A 19766-nucleotide genomic window follows, 5' to 3' on the forward strand; every position below is an offset into this window, starting at 1 on the left:
ATTTCGTGGTACAGCCGTTTTGACGTTAACCCAGAAGCAAGCATTGGTTACTTTGCCAAGAAAACTTTTTTGAATAACAGGAGATAACTTTCACGAGTTTCGCAATCTCCAAAAAAGAAATATAAATTTAAAAACAAGAAAAAATCAGGGTGTTCATATTTTGTCGGGTTATCCATGTATTAAAGATATCTATAAAACATTCTTACAAGTAAGCAGTTTAAGATACTCTGGTTTAGCGTTATCAGAAGTAAGCCCATCGCCTTTATCTCATGACACTGTTAGCCGATGGCTAAAAAGTAGATGTTTTAGACCTAAAGACCTATGGCGATTAGTTGAACCTTCTATAGACAAAAAAAGCCCTTGCGTACTAATTGCCGATGATACATTGATTGCCAAAACACGTAGTAAAAAAATAGTGATGGTCCATTATCAATATTCAGGTAATGAACATGAGGTTATTGCTGGCATAGGTTTAGTTAATTTTCTTTGGCATGATCTGACGAAGGTTGAATCAATTCCTATCAATTATCGTATTTATGATAAAGATTCTGATGGAAAAACAAAAAACACGCACTTTTCCGAAATGCTCACTCTTGCTAAAAAAAGAGGGATCATGCCAGAAGCCGTAGTGATGGATGCTTGGTATTCTAGCCTGGATAACCTGAAATCAATTCGCTCTCATGGTTGGATCTGGGTAACCACGCTGAGGAAAAATAGGATTGTTAACCATAACAAACAACTGAACAAGTTAGACATCTCAGAAGAAGGAACGTCAATACACTTGCGAGGATATGGTTGGGTAACCGTTTTCAAATTTACAGCCAAAAACGGCCGTATTGATTACATAGTAACAAACAAAGAGAATCCCACCCGTCAATACGTCCAATCTATCATGGATGCCCGTTGGTCTGTTGAAGTTTATCATCGAGAAGTTAAACAAAACTGTGGTATTGAACGCTGTCAGGCTCGCACGAGCCGAGCGCAAAGAAATCATATTTTTCTCGCTATTTCTGCGTGGTTTGAACAACATAAACGTCGTATATCTGAAAAAATAACCCTTTATCAACAAAATTGGGACGTAATCAAAAGTGCTATTACTGAGCAAATCCGTGTTTTATTAGCGTACCCAAATTAGTTTTGTGCGAAACTCGTGACTTTGAAAATAGACAGACCGAATATTGATATTCAACCGTTTGCAGGGGGCAGCAAAACGGAAGAAAGAACCGCGTTTGGTTCGAAAGAAATCACCGACAATCTTGAGAAAAATCTCAATGCCGATTTTGAGCGTGGATGGGGCATTTTGCCCGTGTCAGAATTGCCCACCATGCAGGATTTTAATGCGGTGGGATTTACCGTTAGCGCCCTTGTGACCCACCTTTACCAAAACGGGATTGCTGAATATGCCGAAAAGCAGATTTACAACAAAGGGGCGGCATGCCTGTCTGACGGTAATATCTATCTCTCAAAGACCGAAAACAACGCCGGCAATCCCTTAACCGATACCACCCAGTGGCAGTCGCTAAAAGACGCTATTTTATCCGCAAATATCGTGCAGCAAACAGGTAACGCCACTGATAAAGTAATGAGCCAGAAATCGGTGATAGATGCATTAAACAGCAAGCAGCCAAACGGAGACTACGCTACAAAAACAGAATTAACCCAAGGACTCAATACCAAGCTCAACAGTTCCGCTGTAAAACAAACAACGGGTAATTCGACAACCGACGTGCTAAGCCAAAAAGCCTGTAACGACAATTATGCCAAAAAGAATTCAGAAGAGCCCCTAAAAGTAGGCAGGCTTAACGTTGAATCACCAACGTTGTCACCGATCATGCAAAACTGATCCACTTGGTATTATTCGCACATTTTTGTACGGATAATTTATGTTAACCAAGGAGATATTTGTGGATATTCATGTTCGCTTTGCACAAGGACAAAGCCTTCGAAAAATTGCCCGTGAATTGGGCATATCCCGTAACACCGTAAAACATCATTTACAACAACAGACAATGCCAACTTATGCTAAAAGAAGTCAACAACCGACTAAATTAGCACCCTTTAAACCTTATTTGCTTCATCGAATTGAACTGGCTAAACCTGATTGGATCCCTGCAACAGTCTTATTTGATGAAGTAGTTGAAAGCGGCTATCAAGGTGGTATTGCTCAATTACGCCGATTTGTTTGTCAATTTAAACCAAGCATTGTTCCCGAAGCTGTCGTCCGTTTTGAAACACAGCCAGGTCAACAAATGCAAATCGACTTCACCAGCATCCGGCGAGGTAAAAAATCACTAAAAGCGTTTGGTGCAACGCTAGGCTATTCGCGTGCGAGTTATGTAAAGTTCTTTGATAATGAACGAGCAGAATCCTGGCAACAAGGTTTACGAGAAGCTTTCGACTATTTTGGTGGTGTACCACAGGAAATATTGTGTGATAACGCAAAATCCCTCATCATCGAACGGGATGCTTATGCAGAATGTGAACATAAATTACATGTTGAAATGCTTCAAATGTCGAAAGATTACAGGTTTAAATTGTGTGCTTGCAAGCCCTACAGGGCAAAAACTAAAGGGAAAGTAGAGCGCTTTAACCACTATTTAAAAAACAGCTTTATCGTACCATTAAATACCGACCTTCGTGCTCATAATCTTGAACTGGATATTGAGATAGCTAATGCAAGAGTGGGGCCCTGGTTACAACGCGTTGCCCATCAGCGGATTCATGGAACAACGTTAGAGAAGCCAGCAGATAGACTAGCTAAGGAAGTTAAGTATCTTCTACCCTTACCAGCAAGGGTTTGCCAATCTATCCCGCAGACTGATACGCTTAATATCCGTATCGTACCGCCCCTTGAATCTGTCAGTTTGCAACACTCAATCAGCGTATACGAAGCATTGCTGGGAGGTGAACATGTTATTGCATGAACAAATTGAACACCTGTGTGAGTCATTGAAATCACGAGTTTCGCACCAATAAAAAAACGCTCTATTTTTAAGTTTAATTCAGCATAATATATAAATAGATAAAACCTTATAAATTAAATATAACTTATTGTAAATTAAGTAAATTTATGCATTTCAGTAACTTGCAGATTAATCATTACTTTTAAGCCATTTCTAGAATTTTATAGGCCTGTGCGAAACTCGTGGAAATTAAATTCTATTCCGACTCATTGGTCATCACTTGCCGAACAATGCATTGCCCAAGACAAAAGCTACGGAGAGTTTTTACTGTCCCTATTAAAATGTGAGCAACAACAACGAGATGAACGAACCCGTAATCTTTTGAGTCGGATGGCAGGATTCCCAGCACATAAAGAACTTAATACGTTCGATTTTAAGTTTGCAACGGGGATCCCCAAACAACACATACAGGAATTAAGCGCATTAACGTTTATTGAACGTAATGAAAATGTCGTGTTGCTTGGCCCAAGCGGTGTAGGCAAAACGCATTTAGCTATTGGGTTAGGATTAAAAGCAGTACAGGCCAAGAAGAAAACCCGCTTTACCACGGCAGCTGAACTGATGTTGCAACTCTCAACTGCCAAACGACAAAATAAGCTCAAACAATATCTATCACGTTCGGTGATGGCCCCGAAATTGTTGATTATCGATGAGATTGGATACCTGCCGTTTGGGCGAGAAGAAGCAAACCTGTTTTTCAATGTGATTGCCAAGCGTTATGAGCATGGCAGTGTCATATTGACGAGTAACTTATCATTTGGGCAATGGCCAAATGCTTTTGCTGATGACGCAACATTAACTGCCGCTATGCTTGATCGTTTACTTCATCATTCGCATGTACTGCAATTAAGCGGTGAAAGCTATCGATTGAAAGATAAGCGGCGCTCAGGAGCAATCACTGAGTAAAAGTGGATCAATTTTGATTGATCGGATTTAGCTAAAAAGTGGATCAGTTTTCGGTGATCGTTGATGACGCAAGAAGGTTTACGACATCGCGTTCTTGTGTGTGATGTTCGGCGGGTTCACGCCATATGTTATTAATGATTTCTTCGGTTGAGCGTTTTTTTATTAGATATAATCGCAACAAACGGATTTCATCTTCCTTTTTACACTTTTCTATATAACTTGTTTGTCGCAGAAAATTTCTTTTACCTCTTGAATTCATGATAAAAGTCCTTCAACAAGAAGATTTATGCTAAGCACGAAACGTACTTACTACAAATCCACCTATTGGTTATTTGGTGTTTGTGTACGCTAGCGTCAGCGTACCCCGATCGGAAAGTCCCTACGTAAAGTAGGCTCAACTTCGCTTCACATAAACTTCATGCTCAGCTATCAGCAAATTACAGGCGCAACTTCCCTGCCATCCGTTTCACAGATTTTGTTTACTGATACCGTATTGTTAAAGAGCAGTTCCGCAGCAAACGCTGGCTATGAGCTTTCGTTCAGACTTTTTGCTTGGTCATTCAACCCAAGCCATTTAAGCCAAGCATCACGTTCTTCTGCGGGACGGTTGTAATAAGCTTCAAGGACTCTGCGATTAAATTCTGAGATGACTCCCCAGCGTTCACCAACACGCGCCGCAGCTGTTTCAGGATCGATTAACTCAACAACTGGCAATTTGTTGCTGGCTATCACACGAGTTTCGCACGGGCATATAAAATTCTAGAAATGGCTTCAGAACAGTAATTAATCTGTAACTTGCTAAGACGTATAAATTTACTTAAATTACAATAATTTATTTTTAATTTATGAGATTTTTTCTATTTATATATTATGCTGAATTAAACTTAAAAATAGAGCGTTTTTTTATTGGTGCGAAACTCGTGTATCATTCTCCTTACAGCGGTTTCTGGCTTTCCGAGTAGCTCAGAAAACTTTTCAATGCTGACTGCGTCAAGCGGATATTTAACCTCGTAATCGCTTTTAGTCATTGCTGCCTCATATCCTTCAAAGTGCTTCTGGGTACTTCTAAGTAGCTCTAAGTCCTTTAAGTCTCAAAATAGAGCTTGACATCTGTTATGCTTAACTCTGGGTGCATTGGCCACTATTTATCCAGTTTGTCTGGTCTTAGAGGCACTTGCAGATCAATAAAGGTTCTATAACGCAGACCTTTAATGAGAATATAGTCTATCATATGGAACCTTGTCAAATGAAAATGTCTCAAAAGATTAAAGCCATCAGAAAAGCAGAGGGGTTAACACAGATAACATTCTGTAAAATTAACGGGATAGCATTAAGTTCGTTAAAAAATTATGAAGGAGGACACGCGGAGCCAGGTCTTCAACCTATACTCCAAATTACAAATACGAGTCTTTTTGAAAAATATACACTCTGGCTGATGACCAATAAGGTAAAGCCAGGACCCGGGCAAATCGAACCGGCTTTTTCTCTCAGTGGCTCAGAAATTTCGGAGAAGAAGGATCAAAGAAAATCCTTCCATACGAAGGTGAATGGATGTTAGCACTACATGATTTTTGGATGGTGAGTGAAATAATAGTTATCTAACTAAAAGGGAGTTTTTCGCCTCATATAGCTATTCATTACAGCTAGTTATAATATATCAAGATATCACATTATCATTATATCTTGATATCTTCTCTCTATCTTGATATAGTGCTATCTTTATATAAAGATAGCTAAGGTAGAGGTTCTTATGATTTATGCTGTAGTTAATATAAAAGGTGGTGTTGGAAAAACAACTACCGCAGTTCATTTAGCTACAATGCTATCCCGAAACGGTAAAGTTCTGCTTATTGATGGTGATCCACAAGCAAGCGCCGCTAGTTGGGCAGCTTGGCGTAGAGATAACCAGAACTATACGCCTAGCCCAACAACCACTTGCCTTACAGGAAAAGCCATACTTAATGAAGGAAAAGCACTAGCTTTGAATTTTGATCATACCGTTGTTGATGTTGGTGGCGTGACGCTTCGGGATTACGCTCTTCCTTACTGCTAGCTAATAAAGCAATTATACCTATTGGGGTTTCTAATCTAGATGCAGCAGCGATGGCAGATATGTTAGAAATTTTAGAATTAGCGAAAGATTATAATCCTAATTTAGACGTGCGAGTGTTACTGAGTCGTGTAGATCCAAGAACGAAAGATACAAAAGAGATGTTAGAATTTTTAACTGAGCAAAACATTGCGGTACTTAAAAGTTATGTTTGTGAGCGTGTAGCTTTTCGTCGAGCAATCGGAGAGGGAGCAACAGTCTTTGAATTCGGAAAAGATAGCGCAGCGATAAAGGATATTGAATCATTTTTCGTGGAGGTTGAAAAATGAAAAAAAAACCGGATTTAAAGCTGTTTAAAGATCCTGAAAATTTTCTGAATGGGGGTGCGGCTGATATAGCTGAAAAAGATTACACATTTAAACATAAAGGTAAATTTTCAGAAAAAAAATTAACACAACAAAAGATATTTCGGTTATCAGTTGAAGTTTCAAATGCTCTTAAGCTTTATATTGCTCAATCTCAAGCAAATACAGGAATTAGGATCACAGAAACAGAAATAGTAGAAAAACTATTAAGAGAGTATTTAGATTTAAAATGATATCAAGTTATCTAACTATCTTAATATCAAGATATCTGATTTAAAATCAATCAATTAATTATTTTTTAAGAAATTAATTTATTTAACAATGTTTTTTTAAGCTTATACACCTCTTTCTTACCTTTTTCTCTTTTGCGTGAAGCTTCTGCTTGAGGAGTATTTTGATTGCGGTTTTTGAAAGTTACTTTATCTGTAGAAGCATCTAGGAAGATTTCATAATCTGGAAGATCATTAATTTTAGTCAGTTGCTTGATATCAAATTTAAATTTTCTAATCTCCCTAGATGACCCTGTTTTCTCATGAAGCTTTTCAAGACAGATAGTAAATTCAGCTTGATTACCACAATGCTTACGAGCAATTTCGTACAATCGTCTATCAATAGCTTTTCGTATGCGAAAATAGTCAGGGCTAATTTTTAACACTTTAGTTTTAGTTATCGCTTGATAAAGCCAATCTGGTAAAGTCACTTCAACCATTCCAATTTCAAGTTTACCTTTTTGTTTTTCAACAATACGCCAGCTATCGATTAATCCAAATTCCATTGTTTCCTGTTCATCTTCTGAATAAACAATATTTGTCTTAATCGTTGTACCTTTTAGGCGAGAAAGCGCCTTCTCTAATTCAAGATAAGATCGCCCACTTTTATTACGGTTAGTAGTGACAAAAAAATCGTAAGGCGTAAAAGCTATCGTCCGACTAATCGGTTGATTAATATTAATTGCTTCTTGTAACTTAGAAATAGCATAAATTCAAATATCTTTATCAAAGACCGTTGCCAATCCATCAGCATTTGGTTTTACTATTACAGTAACATTTCCATTGTTATATTTTCGTATCTTAATATCTCCACCTTTCAACGCAAAAAATGGATGCTCCATACTGGCTAATTCATCACGAAAAGTTAAAACATCAACCTCGTCAGCAATAAAAAATTCCAATTCTTTATGTTTATGTGGGCGTAATGTCTTCAAATTGAATGTTCCTATTTTCTTAAAATTAAGGTCATAAAGGTAATAATAATTATAAATATCAATAACTTAATTCATTCGGATTTACGGACATTATAGCGTGATTTACGGACAACACAAGAAAATCATAAAAAAATCTGTGGATAACGTTGTTTTTGGTTCTTGATTTACGGACAAACTATCGTGATTTACGGACAAGCACGATTTTTTTATTATTATAATCAAATGCTTATAACCTGTTTTTCGGCCTTTAACTATTTTAACTTATACATAATTATATTTAACTACGCGCGCGCGAGGCTTATCTGTGGATAACTTTTCTTGGCGATCGACACAGGAGAGTTTGGTGTGAACGTGCTAAATGTGACATCTGATGCTCTTCCGCTTCCTCGCCAAGACAGACTCGCTTTGCTCGCTAATCTTGGCTTGCGGCGAGCGGTGGGGGTTAAAATGAAATGACTATCTGGAAATCTTAGCTAAAAATCGAATTTAAGCGGCCTGTAAAGCGCTGTAAGGCGTTTTTTCTGTCAAAACATCCCACAAACAACCCCGCCCCCCAGAATCGCTTACAGCGCTATACGCGCTGTAACGTCCTTTCGTCTTCGACCCTTAACATCCGTATCGCTGAACAGCCTGTTAAAACCAAAACCCACTTAGCAGGGCGGCGCAAGCGCCTTAAGGTCAACAGCAGTCGCTGTTCGCACGGCTCACCGCTCACCGCTCCAACCCACAGCTTTGTATTGCTTAAGAAAATCAGTTACAATTAACAAAAAATGAGGAACATCACTTATGGGCCAAGTTGCATTTGACACACAAGAATTCGTTGAAACACTAGAAAACGCAGGGTTGCCGAAAGATCAGGCCAGAGCGATCTCTATCGCTGTTCGCAAGTCTCATGAAGTGGCCGATGTCGCTACCAAGCGCGATTTAGAGGATGTCCGAAAGGATTTATCCGCCGAAATCGCTGATGTCCGTAAAGACATGGAGCATCGCTTTGATAAAGTTGAAACACAAATAGCTGATGCAAGGAAGGAAGCGGCGGCTCGTGCTGATAAAACTGATGCAAAGATGGCCCTGTTGCAAAAAGATATTGAAAGTATATCAAACAAGTTAATCATTAAAATGGCTAGTGTTATGGTTGCGATTGTCGGGGTTGCAACAGCTATCATTAAACTGGTTTAAATCGATTAATACTAAAACCGCCTGTAAGACTTTCTGCGGCATTCAAATTCAAAAGTGCTACCATTTTACCTATATCAAGAAAACAACGTACAGAGCGTTCTAGGTGCCTTAAAATCGATTCCTGATGCCTACTCGAAGTCAAAATTTAGTTCTGAGCGCGATAACACTCTATCGATTAACTGGAAAATATTTGTAGATGCTAGCCAATGAAACGCCATACAGTAATGCAAGTTGTTTTCTACTATTGCCGGACTCAAGTAATTTTTTAGCCTGCTCTTGCTGTGCAGAAGATAACGAGCAAGGTCTACCGCCGATACGTCCTCTGCTTCTTGCTGCGGCTAAACCGGCCTTAGTACGCTCAACAATCAGTTCCCTCTCCATCTGTGCTAACGCACTCATCACATGAAAGAAAAAACGGCCTGCGGACGTAGAAGTATCAATGGCATCCGTCAAGCTATGAAAATGAATGCCTTTATCTTCCAGTTCAGAGATTAAGCCGATTAAATGTTTGATGCTACGCCCCAGTCTATCGAGTTTCCAAACAACTAACGTATCGCCCGTTTTTAAGCTATTTAGCGCGCGTTTTAATCCGGGTCTCTGGTCTGTTTTTCCGCTGATTTTATCCTCAAAAATCTGCTCACAATTTGAGCAAATCAAGGATTTTTGCTGTAAATCGGTGTTTTGGTCATTTTTTGACACCCTCATGTAGCCAATTTTTGCCATTTTCTACCCTTCTGTAAGCCTTGTAATCGCTGGTTATTATCTAAATTTTACCTAATTTCTCGGTTTTAAAAAACCTTGGTTTATTGGAAACGGTAAATCTGGCTAAAAATGCCACACCCAATCAGCGTAAAATTAACGGCAAAACGCTGACTCAGGATGTGCAGTTAACCGCAACCGATGTTCATGCTGTTAGTCCGGAAGTATTGCGTGTCGAAATCCCTGTCGGCGTTCCTCTGCCTTGGCCTACTGAAAAACCGCCGGTAGGTTGGCGTATCTGTAACGGTGAGCCATTCGACAAGAAAAAATACCCACTCCTGGCACTTGCCTATCCATCAGGCAAACTTCCTGATTTACGTGGTGAGTTTATTCGTGGCTGGGATGCAGGACGAAAAGTGGATAACGGACGCAAAATATTAAGCGTACAAGTTGATACCCTTCAAAATTTCACTGGAAACATAACCGGCATTCAATTTGTCGGTCAATCATCAGCCAGTGGGATTTTCAAAATGGGCACGAGTTTCGCACAGGCCTATAAAATTCTAGAAATGGCTTAAAAGTAATGATCAATCTGCAAGTTACTAAAACACATGAATTTTATTAAATTACAATAAGTTGTATTTGATTTATAAGGTTTTATCTATTTATATATTATGCTGAATTAAACTTAAAAATAGAGCGTTTTTTTATTGGTGCGAAACTCGTGAAGGCAAGGGATTCAGAAAGCAAAAATTCATTTTTCTGCCCATTCAGATCCGCTAAATCTTTATCGACCTCAGAATAGGTTTCTAACATCCCTATCATATCGGTCACTTGTGCGGTGGTTGATTTGCTAGGTGGAACCCCATAGTTAAGCAAACGCCACGTCGCTTCCGGTAAACCGGTACGAATGGTTGTGCGATGACCCGTTGGTTGGTTAGCTTCAACAAAAACCATGTCATCCAGGATTTCATTCGTCTGGCTTAAAAGCTCAACAATTTTAGCTTGCACGAGTTTCGCACCAATAAAAAAACGCTCTATTTTTAAGTTTAATTCAGCATAATATATAAATAGATAAAACCTTATAAATCAAATACAACTTATTGTAATTTAATAAAATTCATGTGTTTTAGTAACTTGCAGATTGATCATTGCTTTTAAGCCATTTCTAGAATTTTATAGGCCTGTGCGAAACTCGTGATGGGAAGAAGAATGGTCAGTAGTAGCATTAATGGAGGAACCAGTGGCGTATTCGCTGTTGATTGCTCAGCCAGTTTTCAGTCTGGTTTGAGAACCGCTTCAGAAACAAGGCCGCGAAATGTCGCGTTTAACTACATTGTCAGGGCAGCCTAATCTTTTTCTTTTAGCAGTGTGGTAGGGGCTGTCGTCACGAGTTAAAGACAGGCATTGGTTGTTCTTTTTTTAGGCAAAAACAAATGGACACGAGTTTCGCACCAATAAAAAAACGCGCTATTTTTAAGTTTAATTCAGCATGATATATAAATAGACAAAACCTTATAAATTAAATACAAATTATTGTAATTTAATAAAATTTATGTGTTTTAGTAACTTGCAGATTAACCATTGCTTTTAAGCCATTTCTAGAACTTTATATGCCTGTGCGAAACTCGTGATGGAAAAAGGTAGCCGGACACCTTAGGTTTGATTAAATCACTGATCATGCTGGTATGGCTCTGGGTGAACTTTGACCATAATTTGGGTCTTAAATATACTATTCTCGATATTTTCATCTTGTGACGACAGCCTCTAGTGACACTCAGACAATTTAAATGTCGTACACCATGATAGTCACCATATCCACGCTTCTCGCCTCGTCCTGTTGGTTGTCTACGACATTGAAAAAAATTTTCCTATAGCTCACTTGGTCAGTATTAACCAACACCGCATCATGATCCGAAAGCAACGTTCTAGAGCCATAGGCATTGTTGTAGGGATAGTAATTGCCGGTAGATGAGGTCATGACAGGCGCGCTTCTTGACGACAATGCATCATTGAGCGTCAGAAGGTACGTATAGTAAACAGCGTCAGCGTTATAAGCGTGTCCATCAAAAGAGCAGCCGACTTCCCTATAAATCAACCCACCTAGACGAAATGTTTTTGTTGAACCAGTAGAGACACCGTGCGACGGATAATGAATGCGTATGGTCGTTTCTGTTGTGAAGCTATCTGGTGAACTGCTTGATGTTACGGAATATTTTCCCAGAGGCTTAAATCGTGATGCTGTGGCAATATGATCGAGAAGCAACAATTTTGTCTTCCCGGGTTCGATGAGGCGACATCGCGTGTTTAAATACAGCTTCGTCTCCAAAGTAGACCCATCAACCGCCCAAAAATATGTTTCCGCCAACTGATGCACTGATGTCTGCAATATTGCTACCAGTTTTAATCCCAGTCCTACTCCGGTATCAATATCTTTTGTACCATCAAAGGCTACCCCATTAATATTCCGTGCGGTTGCCAGTTTCGTAGCCGTGCCTGCATTACCGGTGGTGCTCTGGTTGCCTGCCATGTTCACACCTGGCAGGTTGATATGCGCTGTCCCATCAAACGCCACGCCTGCAATTTTTTTGGCTGTTTTCAGGCGAGTTGCCGAGTCCGCATTACCATCAATACTGCCGCTAATTAAGGTGTTAAATGTCTGTCTATTAATCCAACGATTTTCTTTTTCTAACAAACCAAGGTTTTTTGTAAAAAAGGATTTTGCCTGTTTCCTGCCAAAATAAGCCTAAATCATGCCCTAATGAGGAAAATGCATGACAAAAAGCACGGTATTTACCGTCCAAATTTTAGCCAAAATGCCGATTTAGGGCTAAGATCGAGGTTTTGATTAAATTGTAACATTTTGGGGTGCTTTATGTACAGCAAAATCTCACTACTGAACTCTTGTCGGATAACATAAAACATCAGCGATGTCGACGATCAATAAAGTGTTATCGATCGTCAAAACAGATCAATTACAGTGGCTTAACTACATTCACAATACTTAACGTGTAACATGATATTTTTTAATTAAACACGAGTTTCGCAATCTCCAAAAAAGAAGTATAAATTTAAAAACAAGAAAAAATCAGGGTGTTCATATTTTGTCGGGTTATCCATGTATTAAAGATATCTATAAAACATTCTTACAAGTAAGCAGTTTAAGATACTCTGGTTTAGCATTATCAGAAGTAAGCCCATCGCCTTTATCTCATGACACTGTTAGCCGATGGCTAAAAAGTAGATGTTTTAGACCTAAAGACCTATGGCGATTAGTTGAACCTTCTATAGACCACGAGTTTCGCACCAATAAAAAAACGCGCTATTTTTAAGTTTAATTCAGCATGATATATAAATAGACAAAACCTTATAAATTAAATACAAGTTATTGTAATTTAATAAAATTTATGTGTTTTAGTAACTTGCAGATTAACCATTGCTTTTAAGCCATTTCTAGAACTTTATATGCCTGTGCGAAACTCGTGTAGACAAAAAAAGCCCTTGCGTACTAATTGCCGATGATACATTGATTGCCAAAACACGTAGTAAAAAAATAGAGATGGTCCATTATCAATATTCAGGTAATGAACATGATGTTATTGCTGGCATAGGTTTAGTTAATTTGCTTTGGCATGATCTGACGAAGGTTGAATCAATTCCTATCAATTATCTTATTTATGATAAAGATTCTGATGGAAAAACAAAAAACACGCACTTTTCCGAAATGCTCACTCTTGCTAAAAAAAGAGGGATCATGCCAGAAGCCGTAGTGATGGATGCTTGGTATTCTAGCCTGGATAACCTGAAATCAATTCGCTCTCATGGTTGGATCTGGGTAACCACGCTGAGGAAAAATAGGATTGTTAACCATAACAAACAACTGAACAAGTTAGACATCTCAGAAGAAGGAACGTCAATACACTTGCGAGGATATGGTTGGGTAACCGTTTTCAAATTTACAGCCAAAAACGGCCGTATTGATTACATAGTAACAAACAAAGAGAATCCCACCCGTCAATACCTCAAATCTATCATGGATGCCCGTTGGTCTGTTGAAGTTTATCATCGAGAAGTTAAACAAAACTGTGGTATTGAACGCTGTCAGGCTCGCACGAGCCGAGCGCAAAGAAATCATATTTTTCTCGCTATTTCTGCGTGGTTTGAACAACATAAACGTCGTATATCTGAAAAAATAACCCTTTATCAACAAAATTGGGACGTAATCAAAAGTGCTATTACTGAGCAAATCCGTGTTTTATTAGCGTACCCAAATTAGTTTTGTGCGAAACTCGTGGTATAGACAAGCCATTACCGTTTCAATCAACGCATTGGAAAGTAAGAAATAAATTAAACGAAGATGGCAGTGTTATTAAAGAAGATAATCCGTTAAAAATTGAATACATCATGAAGCATTCCTCTCGTGAAGTTTTCATTATTGATGATTATCAACATGTTCTTGTCAACGAGTTAATGAGTCGTTCCAGTGAAAAAAGCTACGACAAGTTTACTGATATCGGTAAGCACACGTGGTTAATACTCAATACGGCTGGAAAGCTGGCAGAAAACAGACGGATTTATATTCTCGCTCATACCCAAACCGATGATTTTGGTAACATTAGAATGAAAACGGTTGGAAAGATGGTTGACCAAGTGATTATCCCTGAAAGTTTTTTCACCATCGTTTTACGGGCAACCGTCAATAACGGAAATTATCTCTTTTCTACGCAAACTAACGGCATGGACTGCTGCAAAAGTCCTATGGGTATGTTTAGCGACACGCTGATTGAAAATGACCTGAAATATGTTGATGACACCATCTGCGCTTACTATGGAATTAATAAAACGAAGAGAGTTAATCAATGAATAATATAACATTCACGTACAATCAAGAGGCTGCATTAGCCGCCGGTCAAAGTGCATTTATCAATGAATCCGGCGCTTATGTGGTCACGATTCAGGAAGCAAAATATATGACCAGTAGCGGCGGCGCTGAATCAATTGAATTTTCGGTTGAAGCAGATGATGGCAAGAAAGCAAATTATCTGAATGTATACACGAAGAAAAAAGACGGTACGCCAAATAAATTCGGTGTCAATATGATTAACGCTATTATGGGCTGTGCTGGCGTTCAGCAGTTAACAACCAAAATGATTAATGCGCACACACATATATCTCCGGAATTTACCAATAAGCGTGTTGGGCTGGTACTGCAAAAAACACTAAAGACAAAATCGAACGGAAAGGACACTTATAGCTTCGATATTCTCTTGCCCTTCATCGCTCAAACAAGACAAACATTAGATGAACAAATAAATGGACTACCCGCTCAAACAATCGATAAGAAGCTTGAAACTCTACAGGATAAAGACGAACGCAATAATGCCCCAGCAACCTACCATCAACAATATCAGTCAGAATATCCCGGTGATGATGTTTTTTTTGAATAAATCATAAAGGGCAACAGGTTTATCGAGGATAAAAATGATTCTAACTGTTAGTAAACAGGCGCTTCTTGGTGCGATGATTTTTCAGGCTAAATGTGATGAAAGATGTTATTTAAACGGCATTTGTTTTGCGCCTGAGAAAAAACTTTATTCGACTGACGGTCATCGTGCTTTTCTCGGTGAGCATGAATCCGAAGATCTGAAAGAAAACGTTATCGTTGCTATCAAAGGGCCTAAGTTCGTCAAATTTGATAAGGCAAAAATAGACACCGAATTGGGTATTGTCACTTACCTTGATTGTTTCGGTATAAGGGTTGGTGTAGCAATTTGTGAGGTTATTGACGGGAAATACCCTGATATTAGCCGAATAATACCCAAGGAAAACAAGCCCGTTTCAGAAATTGGCTTCAATGCCAGCTATCTTGCAGATATCGAGAAGGCCGCAAAAATTTATAACCCCAAATACCAATCAATAAAAATTAAACCTAACGGTAATGACAATGCCGCAACTGTCGAGTTAAACAAAAAGACATTCGTTATCGTTATGCCAACGCGAATTTAAAAGTTCCCCATCAATGCATTTCAACCAAATTCATTTAACAATGAAAAAATTATTATGACCAAGTTAATTGTAATTGAAAATACCGTCGTCCGTCAGGACGCTTTCGGGCGTTATTGTTTGAATGATTTACATCGTGCTACCGTTGCTCAAGGTAAAGCGACTGATTCTCAGCGTCCTTCAAAATTTATGCGTTCTGATGGTATAGCTGCATTTGTACAATCTTTGAGCGAAGCCCAAAAAAGGGCTTCGGTTAATGTCATTAAAGGTGGTACCGAATCAGGGACTTGGGCAGATGAACTTGTGGCTATTCGCTATGCGGCATGGATTGAACCAGCATTTGAAGTTCAGGTATATGAGCAATTTCGTAATTCTGTGAAATCCAGCAACGGCATACTGGTCGAAAAAGTACAGGCTGGACTGGCAATGCTCGCTTTCTACAAGCAAGAGCTACGCATAGCACCTTCCGCCATGTTGGGAGCAATGAAAAAACTCCAATCGTCCCTTGGCATGCCAGATATTCTACCAGCCTACACGGTAGACGCACCAGAGGGCAATGTAACAGGATCAAGTGAAGTCACCCATTCGCTCACTGAGCTTTTACTGCTACACGGGAAACCCTACACAGCCCAATCTGGCTATCGGCGGCTGCAATTGCTCGGACTCGCTGAACGTAAATCGCGCCCTAGTAGCAAGCATCCTGATAAAGAAAAACTGTTCTGGTCGCTAACGGAGAAAGGTTTGCAGTTCGGTAAGAACCTGACAGACAACAATAACCCGCGCCAGACACAGCCACACTTCTACGATAGCCTGTTTCCTAAGCTCTTAAGCGTCATGATGAACGGAATTGCGGCATAAACCCATGTACGCATTGACGAAAGAGCAAAACATGCGCTATATTGTACTCAGCACCTTAATAAAACGGGTGCTGGGTTTAGAAGCCCAATCCATGAAGCGGACGTTAGCCGCTATAAGCGGTTTTTTTGTGTCCGTTAAACCAACGTTGCGCCCCTAAATTATGGTGGGACGTAGCGGGGGAGCCGAAAGGTTCGCCGGGTTCTTCGTGGCCGGTCTTCTAATCCCGTTACGTCTCGCCACCCTGTTTAGAAGCAGGGAGCGAGGTTTGAAAGAACCCACGAAGGAGGCCGCCACTATGGTTACCACCCCAACTCGCCCTGAATTTATTGATACATACTGGATTATCCCAGAATACTCCACCACGCCTTACGGCAAAGTATCGTTTACACGTCAAGATCGCCGCACCTTCACTGCCCTATTCAAAGATAGTCGCCTAATCTGGGCTGGTCGGCAACCTGTACGTACTGGGCTGGGGGGAAATTAACATGAGAATTGTTGATACCTCGACTGCCCAACAGGAAAAAATAAAGCTAGAAATTAGTCACGAAAGTCATAGCAGATTAATTAGAGCAAGAGAAGTCGCTGCTAACATTTACAAGTATTTTGATCCGAATGAATGTTACAGCAAACCGAATCCTTGGCTCCCTGAAATACTGGATTACTTATGTGCGGATATCGATTGCATTTTACATGAAATTGATAAGTACAGCTGAACCATAAGTTATTCCACATCGATTTAAAATAATTATAGGAGTTTGTTATGACTAACGTTGCTTATGCGGATTTTGGCACTGTGAATGAGAACACAGAGCCTCATGCTGCTGAATTGGAAGAAGGGTATGTGAAGTTAGCAAATACCCTTCTTGATGCCTTGTTGATGGCAAATATTAAACTTCACCAACAAAAAGTAATGCTTGCAATTATTCGTAAAACTTACGGCTTTAATAAAAAAGTTGACCGTATCACTAATTCCCAGATAGCTAAAATAACAGTATCCCAGAGACGCGCGTTTGCACTGCCAAAAATCAACTGTTGGCACGTAAATTTCTTCTTATGGATGGAAATTGCATAGGGGTTAACAAAGTTGTTTCTGAGTGGCAAAGTTTACCCGAAAAGGGTAATGCCCAAAATAGGGAAAACTTACCCGAAAAGGGGAAGAAATCATTCCCTAAAAAAGGTAATACCCAAAAGGGGGAAACATTCCCCGAAACAGGGAAGAAAACCTTCCCCAAAATGGGTAATAGCTCTTCCCCAAAACAGGGAAACACAAAAGACACTATTACAAAAGACAAAAAAGACAATTTATATAAACCCCCTATAGTCCCCCTTGCGGCAAAATCAAAATCGTTTGACCCAAGCTCGGTAGAACTTCCTGCCTGGCTACCAAAACCAACTTGGGATTCTTGGGTACAGTACCGCAAGGAAATTAACAAGCCGATTAAATCCCAGCAGACGGTAATTCAGGCTATCAAGCTGCTAGGCAAGTGCCGCGATAACGGACATCAGCCTGAAGAAATTATTAACGCCAGTATCGCCAATGGTTGGCAAGGACTGTTTGAGCCGCAACACCCTGCACGAACCCAGCAGGCCAAGACCCACTCTGTCGCAGATAGCTTTGCTGACAAGGACTATGGGGAACCGCAGCTACCTGATTGGGCGAGGGAGTGTTTGTCGAGGGAGGGTCTATGAACTACAACACAGAAATTACCGCCGTACGCCAAAAACTGGCAGACCTGAATGCGCCACCCAAGCCATTAGAGCAAACGGTTTACGAGGAGAGGGAGGCCATCTGTGACAGGCACGGCTTATTCAAACAACGTTGCCGCAGGATTGCACTTCACGGCAAAGGGATTGAGACAAAAACCGAATGCCCTGCTTGCCTGACCGAAAAATTAACCCAGTTGGAGCAAGCCGAAGCAGAGCGGGAGAAACAACGCAAGCACAGCAAAATTAAAATGCTCATGGATAACCTGAACCTGCCGGAACGATTTGCCAATGTGACCCTAGATAACTACGAGCCAGTGAATCCTGATGCGGCACGTTGCTTAAAATTCTGCAATGCCTATGCCACCCATTGGCCTGAACGCCTTAAGCAGGGTGGCGGTTTGGTGATATGCGGTAAGCCAGGAACCGGCAAGAATCACCTTGCTCTGTCGATTGCCAAGCACGTTATCAACGAGCACCAAAATTCAGCGCTATTCACGACAGTTCTGCGAATTGCCCGTGAGTTTAAATCAACTTGGGTCAAAAACGCGGAGTGCTCAGAAGCTGATGTCATCAAGCGCTACACCCAGTCTGACTTGCTCATCATCGACGAAGTAGGTGTGCAGTTGGTAGCGAAGCGGAAAAAATGATCTTGTTTGAGGTTATTAACACGCGTTACGAGAGCATGAAGCCAACGATAATTATCAGCAATCTGGCATTGAACGAACTGGCCGGATTTATCGGGGAGCGCGTTATCGACCGTATGAACGACGGTGGCGGTTGCACTTTGACGTTCACGTGGGGCAGTTACCGTTCACGCATGGCTGCATGAATCGATTTTAAGGCACCTAAAACGCCCGTGACGGCGTTTTCTAACCACAAGGCACTCAAACGCACCAGTTAGGATTAAAAATCGCTTAGAGAGGCTCACGGGATAAATTCGGCCTCATTGTCACTCACTGGTTGGAGTTGTCGGTCACGCCACAAAACAAGAAGGGTAAACAAAAATGAAAATTACTGATGAAACGAGACGTGTTGTTCGCCTCGACGAGATTAGTAAAACTGATTTGTTAATTATTTTTCAACAAAAATCAGGAATGAGGGATATTTCAAACTTTGAATTGAAATTAGCCTCAGAGCGTGGAGACTTACGATTAAATGCTGACATAACCGGGATTTCGCTTATTGGCGTAAGCGAGGTGATTGAATGATAACGGCAAAAGAAGCTAAAAAAATTAGTGAAGATGGCTTAACAAAACACTTTAAGTTTATAGAGAAAGAAATTATTGATGCTGCAAATAACAATTATTGCTCGGTAATAATAAGAGATGAACCATACTGTGATTTAAATACTTTTATGCCGCATATCGCGCAAAAAATATTGAATATATTAGAGCTTCATGGATTTGAAGCTAGATTTTTTTATAATGAAGAGGGTAAATATGTAGACGGTGGGCTTTTAATTAGTTGGTATGATTCCTTGCCCGCGCGAGCACTTATAAAAAAACAGACAATTACTTCTCGCAAAAAAACTCAACCTCTAAATGCAATAGATAGGTTATCAAAAATCTATCATTCAAGTTGGGTGATAGAATGAGATACCCAAGAAAAAGCTGGTTTCGACATGAAGCCATTAGCACACGACAAGCCAATAGGCTGGTTAAGCAATACACCGAGAAGGGCTATCATATTGAGAAAACATTGAATACTGATAAAAAACTGTGGGATGTTTCGGTGAAACTTGAAGAAAGCCGAAATAACCAACCTACGCCACGCTGCATGATTAACAAAGTCTGGAATTCTCCGTTATACAAAAATCCTACCGTGGTTTAAAT

23 protein-coding genes and 7 pseudogenes are annotated in these 19766 nt (G+C 40.0%); 24 read left to right on the plus strand and 6 right to left on the minus strand.

All coding sequences use genetic code 11. The features are described 5' to 3' along the window. Nucleotides 1–160 precede the first annotated feature (160 nt). The 4 genes from V3224_RS20060 to istB all read left to right on the plus strand — a co-directional run bounded on the left by V3224_RS20060 (nucleotide 161) and on the right by istB (nucleotide 3869). Nucleotides 161–1135 carry an IS701 family transposase gene (locus V3224_RS20060; protein ID WP_334472378.1) on the plus strand — a complete coding sequence of 325 codons (975 nt, stop codon included), beginning with the start codon at nucleotides 161–163 and terminating at the stop codon, nucleotides 1133–1135. 15 nt (nucleotides 1136–1150) lie between these two features. Continuing rightward, nucleotides 1151–1843: a hypothetical protein gene (locus V3224_RS20065; RefSeq protein ID WP_334472379.1), complete on the plus strand. Its 693-nt coding sequence runs from the start codon at nucleotides 1151–1153 to the stop codon at nucleotides 1841–1843. 40 nt (nucleotides 1844–1883) lie between these two features. After that, nucleotides 1884–2924 (plus strand): IS21 family transposase, encoded by a 1041-nt coding sequence (gene istA / locus V3224_RS20070; protein WP_334472380.1) that lies wholly within the window; start codon nucleotides 1884–1886, stop codon nucleotides 2922–2924. Nucleotides 2925–3134: 210 nt separating this feature from the next. Continuing rightward, nucleotides 3135–3869: an IS21-like element helper ATPase IstB gene (gene istB, locus V3224_RS20075; RefSeq protein ID WP_334472381.1), complete on the plus strand. Its 735-nt coding sequence runs from the start codon at nucleotides 3135–3137 to the stop codon at nucleotides 3867–3869. A gap of 525 nt (nucleotides 3870–4394) precedes the next feature. Here the strand turns inward: istB and V3224_RS20080 are convergent. Together V3224_RS20080 and V3224_RS20085 are read right to left on the minus strand one after the other, a co-directional pair. Then, a pseudogene (locus V3224_RS20080) lies at nucleotides 4395–4601 on the minus strand (Cox family DNA-binding protein); the annotation flags it as partial. A 152-nt stretch (nucleotides 4602–4753) separates the two neighbouring features. Continuing rightward, on the minus strand, nucleotides 4754–4897 hold the full coding sequence (locus tag V3224_RS20085) for a hypothetical protein (RefSeq protein ID WP_442890761.1): 144 nt from the start codon (nucleotides 4895–4897) through the stop codon (nucleotides 4754–4756). A 218-nt stretch (nucleotides 4898–5115) separates the two neighbouring features. Between V3224_RS20085 and V3224_RS20090 the strand changes: the two genes are divergently transcribed. From V3224_RS20090 to V3224_RS20105, 4 genes are all read left to right on the plus strand, one after another. After that, nucleotides 5116–5427, plus strand: coding sequence for a helix-turn-helix domain-containing protein (locus tag V3224_RS20090; protein ID WP_334472382.1), 312 nt, complete (start codon nucleotides 5116–5118; stop codon nucleotides 5425–5427). A 192-nt stretch (nucleotides 5428–5619) separates the two neighbouring features. Beyond that, a complete protein-coding gene (locus V3224_RS20095) occupies nucleotides 5620–5922 on the plus strand; it encodes a nucleotide-binding protein (RefSeq protein ID WP_334472383.1) in 303 nt (100 codons plus the stop codon). Nucleotides 5923–5972: 50 nt separating this feature from the next. Next, the gene (locus V3224_RS20100) at nucleotides 5973–6248 is read left to right on the plus strand and encodes a ParA family protein (RefSeq protein ID WP_334472384.1); all 276 of its coding nucleotides are present in this window, start codon (nucleotides 5973–5975) and stop codon (nucleotides 6246–6248) included. Beyond that, nucleotides 6245–6517, plus strand: a complete 273-nt coding sequence (locus V3224_RS20105) for a hypothetical protein (protein WP_334472385.1) — start codon at nucleotides 6245–6247, stop codon at nucleotides 6515–6517. The genes V3224_RS20100 and V3224_RS20105 overlap by 4 nt, the downstream gene beginning before the upstream one ends. Nucleotides 6518–6582: 65 nt before the next feature. On the opposite strand, the pseudogene V3224_RS20110 reads toward V3224_RS20105, so the two are convergent. Continuing rightward, nucleotides 6583–7488 (minus strand): annotated as a pseudogene (locus V3224_RS20110) (replication initiator protein A). A 786-nt stretch (nucleotides 7489–8274) separates the two neighbouring features. Here V3224_RS20110 and V3224_RS20115 point away from each other — a divergent pair. Next, nucleotides 8275–8667, plus strand: coding sequence for a hypothetical protein (locus tag V3224_RS20115; RefSeq protein ID WP_334472386.1), 393 nt, complete (start codon nucleotides 8275–8277; stop codon nucleotides 8665–8667). A 168-nt stretch (nucleotides 8668–8835) separates the two neighbouring features. On the opposite strand, the gene V3224_RS20120 is transcribed toward V3224_RS20115, so the two are convergent. Continuing rightward, nucleotides 8836–9390, minus strand: a complete 555-nt coding sequence (locus V3224_RS20120; RefSeq protein WP_334472387.1) for a recombinase family protein — start codon at nucleotides 9388–9390, stop codon at nucleotides 8836–8838. A gap of 215 nt (nucleotides 9391–9605) precedes the next feature. On the opposite strand from V3224_RS20120, the pseudogene V3224_RS20125 reads away from it, so the two are divergent. Further along, nucleotides 9606–9944, plus strand: a pseudogene (locus tag V3224_RS20125) (phage tail protein); the annotation flags it as partial. Between the two features lie 148 nt (nucleotides 9945–10092). Here the strand turns inward: V3224_RS20125 and V3224_RS20130 are convergent. Together V3224_RS20130 and V3224_RS20135 are read right to left on the minus strand one after the other, a co-directional pair. After that, nucleotides 10093–10407: pseudogene (locus tag V3224_RS20130) on the minus strand (major capsid protein); the annotation flags it as partial. 1387 nt (nucleotides 10408–11794) lie between these two features. Next, nucleotides 11795–11998, minus strand: a pseudogene (locus V3224_RS20135) (phage tail protein); the annotation flags it as partial. Between the two features lie 472 nt (nucleotides 11999–12470). Between V3224_RS20135 and V3224_RS20140 the strand changes: the two are divergent. The 14 genes and pseudogenes from V3224_RS20140 (at nucleotide 12471) to V3224_RS20205 (ending at nucleotide 19764) form a co-directional block, all read left to right on the plus strand. Then, a complete protein-coding gene (locus tag V3224_RS20140) occupies nucleotides 12471–12698 on the plus strand; it encodes a hypothetical protein (protein ID WP_334472388.1) in 228 nt (75 codons plus the stop codon). Nucleotides 12699–12850: 152 nt separating this feature from the next. Beyond that, nucleotides 12851–13642 (plus strand): annotated as a pseudogene (locus V3224_RS20145) (IS701 family transposase); the annotation flags it as partial. Nucleotides 13643–13770: 128 nt separating this feature from the next. Next, entirely contained in the window at nucleotides 13771–14229 is a 459-nt protein-coding gene (locus V3224_RS20150; protein ID WP_334472389.1) for an ATP-binding protein, read from the plus strand. Next, complete coding sequence (locus V3224_RS20155) at nucleotides 14226–14813, plus strand: DUF669 domain-containing protein (protein WP_334472390.1); 588 nt, start codon at nucleotides 14226–14228, stop codon at nucleotides 14811–14813. Before V3224_RS20150 ends, V3224_RS20155 begins: the two co-directional genes overlap by 4 nt. 34 nt (nucleotides 14814–14847) lie before the next feature. Beyond that, nucleotides 14848–15372, plus strand: coding sequence for a hypothetical protein (locus V3224_RS20160; protein WP_334472391.1), 525 nt, complete (start codon nucleotides 14848–14850; stop codon nucleotides 15370–15372). A 54-nt stretch (nucleotides 15373–15426) separates the two neighbouring features. Next, entirely contained in the window at nucleotides 15427–16227 is an 801-nt protein-coding gene (locus V3224_RS20165) for a KilA-N domain-containing protein (protein ID WP_334472392.1), read from the plus strand. A 205-nt stretch (nucleotides 16228–16432) separates the two neighbouring features. Beyond that, nucleotides 16433–16711, plus strand: coding sequence for a hypothetical protein (locus tag V3224_RS20170; RefSeq protein ID WP_334472393.1), 279 nt, complete (start codon nucleotides 16433–16435; stop codon nucleotides 16709–16711). A gap of 1 nt (nucleotide 16712) precedes the next feature. Further along, nucleotides 16713–16940 carry a hypothetical protein gene (locus V3224_RS20175; RefSeq protein WP_334472394.1) on the plus strand — a complete coding sequence of 76 codons (228 nt, stop codon included), beginning with the start codon at nucleotides 16713–16715 and terminating at the stop codon, nucleotides 16938–16940. Between the two features lie 47 nt (nucleotides 16941–16987). Then, nucleotides 16988–17299, plus strand: a complete 312-nt coding sequence (locus tag V3224_RS20180; RefSeq protein ID WP_334472395.1) for a replication protein — start codon at nucleotides 16988–16990, stop codon at nucleotides 17297–17299. Beyond that, nucleotides 17281–17916: a hypothetical protein gene (locus V3224_RS20185; RefSeq protein ID WP_334472396.1), complete on the plus strand. Its 636-nt coding sequence runs from the start codon at nucleotides 17281–17283 to the stop codon at nucleotides 17914–17916. Before V3224_RS20180 ends, V3224_RS20185 begins: the two co-directional genes overlap by 19 nt. Continuing rightward, nucleotides 17913–18763 (plus strand): annotated as a pseudogene (locus tag V3224_RS20190) (ATP-binding protein). The gene V3224_RS20185 and the pseudogene V3224_RS20190 overlap by 4 nt, the downstream one beginning before the upstream one ends. Nucleotides 18764–18938: 175 nt before the next feature. Then, complete coding sequence (locus tag V3224_RS20195; RefSeq protein ID WP_334472397.1) at nucleotides 18939–19142, plus strand: hypothetical protein; 204 nt, start codon at nucleotides 18939–18941, stop codon at nucleotides 19140–19142. Further along, complete coding sequence (locus V3224_RS20200) at nucleotides 19139–19528, plus strand: hypothetical protein (protein ID WP_334472398.1); 390 nt, start codon at nucleotides 19139–19141, stop codon at nucleotides 19526–19528. The genes V3224_RS20195 and V3224_RS20200 overlap by 4 nt, the downstream gene beginning before the upstream one ends. Beyond that, the gene (locus V3224_RS20205; protein ID WP_334472399.1) at nucleotides 19525–19764 is read left to right on the plus strand and encodes a hypothetical protein; all 240 of its coding nucleotides are present in this window, start codon (nucleotides 19525–19527) and stop codon (nucleotides 19762–19764) included. The genes V3224_RS20200 and V3224_RS20205 overlap by 4 nt, the downstream gene beginning before the upstream one ends. Nucleotides 19765–19766: the final 2 nt, after the last annotated feature.

The sequence above is a fragment of the Arsenophonus sp. PmNCSU2021_1 genome, from assembly GCF_036919435.1.
Lineage (GTDB): Bacteria > Pseudomonadota > Gammaproteobacteria > Enterobacterales > Enterobacteriaceae > Arsenophonus > Arsenophonus nilaparvatae.

Bases quoted from the DNA above. Each gene is read 5' to 3' on its own strand.
- istA (WP_334472380.1), top strand. From the start codon at position 1,884: ATGTTAACCAAGGAGATATTTGTGGATATTCATGTTCGCTTTGCACAA.
- V3224_RS20085 (WP_442890761.1), bottom strand. From the start codon at position 4,897: ATGACTAAAAGCGATTACGAGGTTAAATATCCGCTTGACGCAGTCAGC.
- V3224_RS20090 (WP_334472382.1), top strand. From the start codon at position 5,116: ATGAAAATGTCTCAAAAGATTAAAGCCATCAGAAAAGCAGAGGGGTTA.
- V3224_RS20095 (WP_334472383.1), top strand. From the start codon at position 5,620: ATGATTTATGCTGTAGTTAATATAAAAGGTGGTGTTGGAAAAACAACT.
- V3224_RS20100 (WP_334472384.1), top strand. From the start codon at position 5,973: ATGGCAGATATGTTAGAAATTTTAGAATTAGCGAAAGATTATAATCCT.
- V3224_RS20105 (WP_334472385.1), top strand. From the start codon at position 6,245: ATGAAAAAAAAACCGGATTTAAAGCTGTTTAAAGATCCTGAAAATTTT.
- V3224_RS20115 (WP_334472386.1), top strand. From the start codon at position 8,275: ATGGGCCAAGTTGCATTTGACACACAAGAATTCGTTGAAACACTAGAA.
- V3224_RS20120 (WP_334472387.1), bottom strand. From the start codon at position 9,390: ATGGCAAAAATTGGCTACATGAGGGTGTCAAAAAATGACCAAAACACC.
- V3224_RS20150 (WP_334472389.1), top strand. From the start codon at position 13,771: ATGAAGCATTCCTCTCGTGAAGTTTTCATTATTGATGATTATCAACAT.
- V3224_RS20155 (WP_334472390.1), top strand. From the start codon at position 14,226: ATGAATAATATAACATTCACGTACAATCAAGAGGCTGCATTAGCCGCC.
- V3224_RS20160 (WP_334472391.1), top strand. From the start codon at position 14,848: ATGATTCTAACTGTTAGTAAACAGGCGCTTCTTGGTGCGATGATTTTT.
- V3224_RS20165 (WP_334472392.1), top strand. From the start codon at position 15,427: ATGACCAAGTTAATTGTAATTGAAAATACCGTCGTCCGTCAGGACGCT.
- V3224_RS20175 (WP_334472394.1), top strand. From the start codon at position 16,713: ATGAGAATTGTTGATACCTCGACTGCCCAACAGGAAAAAATAAAGCTA.
- V3224_RS20180 (WP_334472395.1), top strand. From the start codon at position 16,988: ATGACTAACGTTGCTTATGCGGATTTTGGCACTGTGAATGAGAACACA.
- V3224_RS20185 (WP_334472396.1), top strand. From the start codon at position 17,281: ATGGATGGAAATTGCATAGGGGTTAACAAAGTTGTTTCTGAGTGGCAA.
- V3224_RS20195 (WP_334472397.1), top strand. From the start codon at position 18,939: ATGAAAATTACTGATGAAACGAGACGTGTTGTTCGCCTCGACGAGATT.
- V3224_RS20200 (WP_334472398.1), top strand. From the start codon at position 19,139: ATGATAACGGCAAAAGAAGCTAAAAAAATTAGTGAAGATGGCTTAACA.
- V3224_RS20205 (WP_334472399.1), top strand. From the start codon at position 19,525: ATGAGATACCCAAGAAAAAGCTGGTTTCGACATGAAGCCATTAGCACA.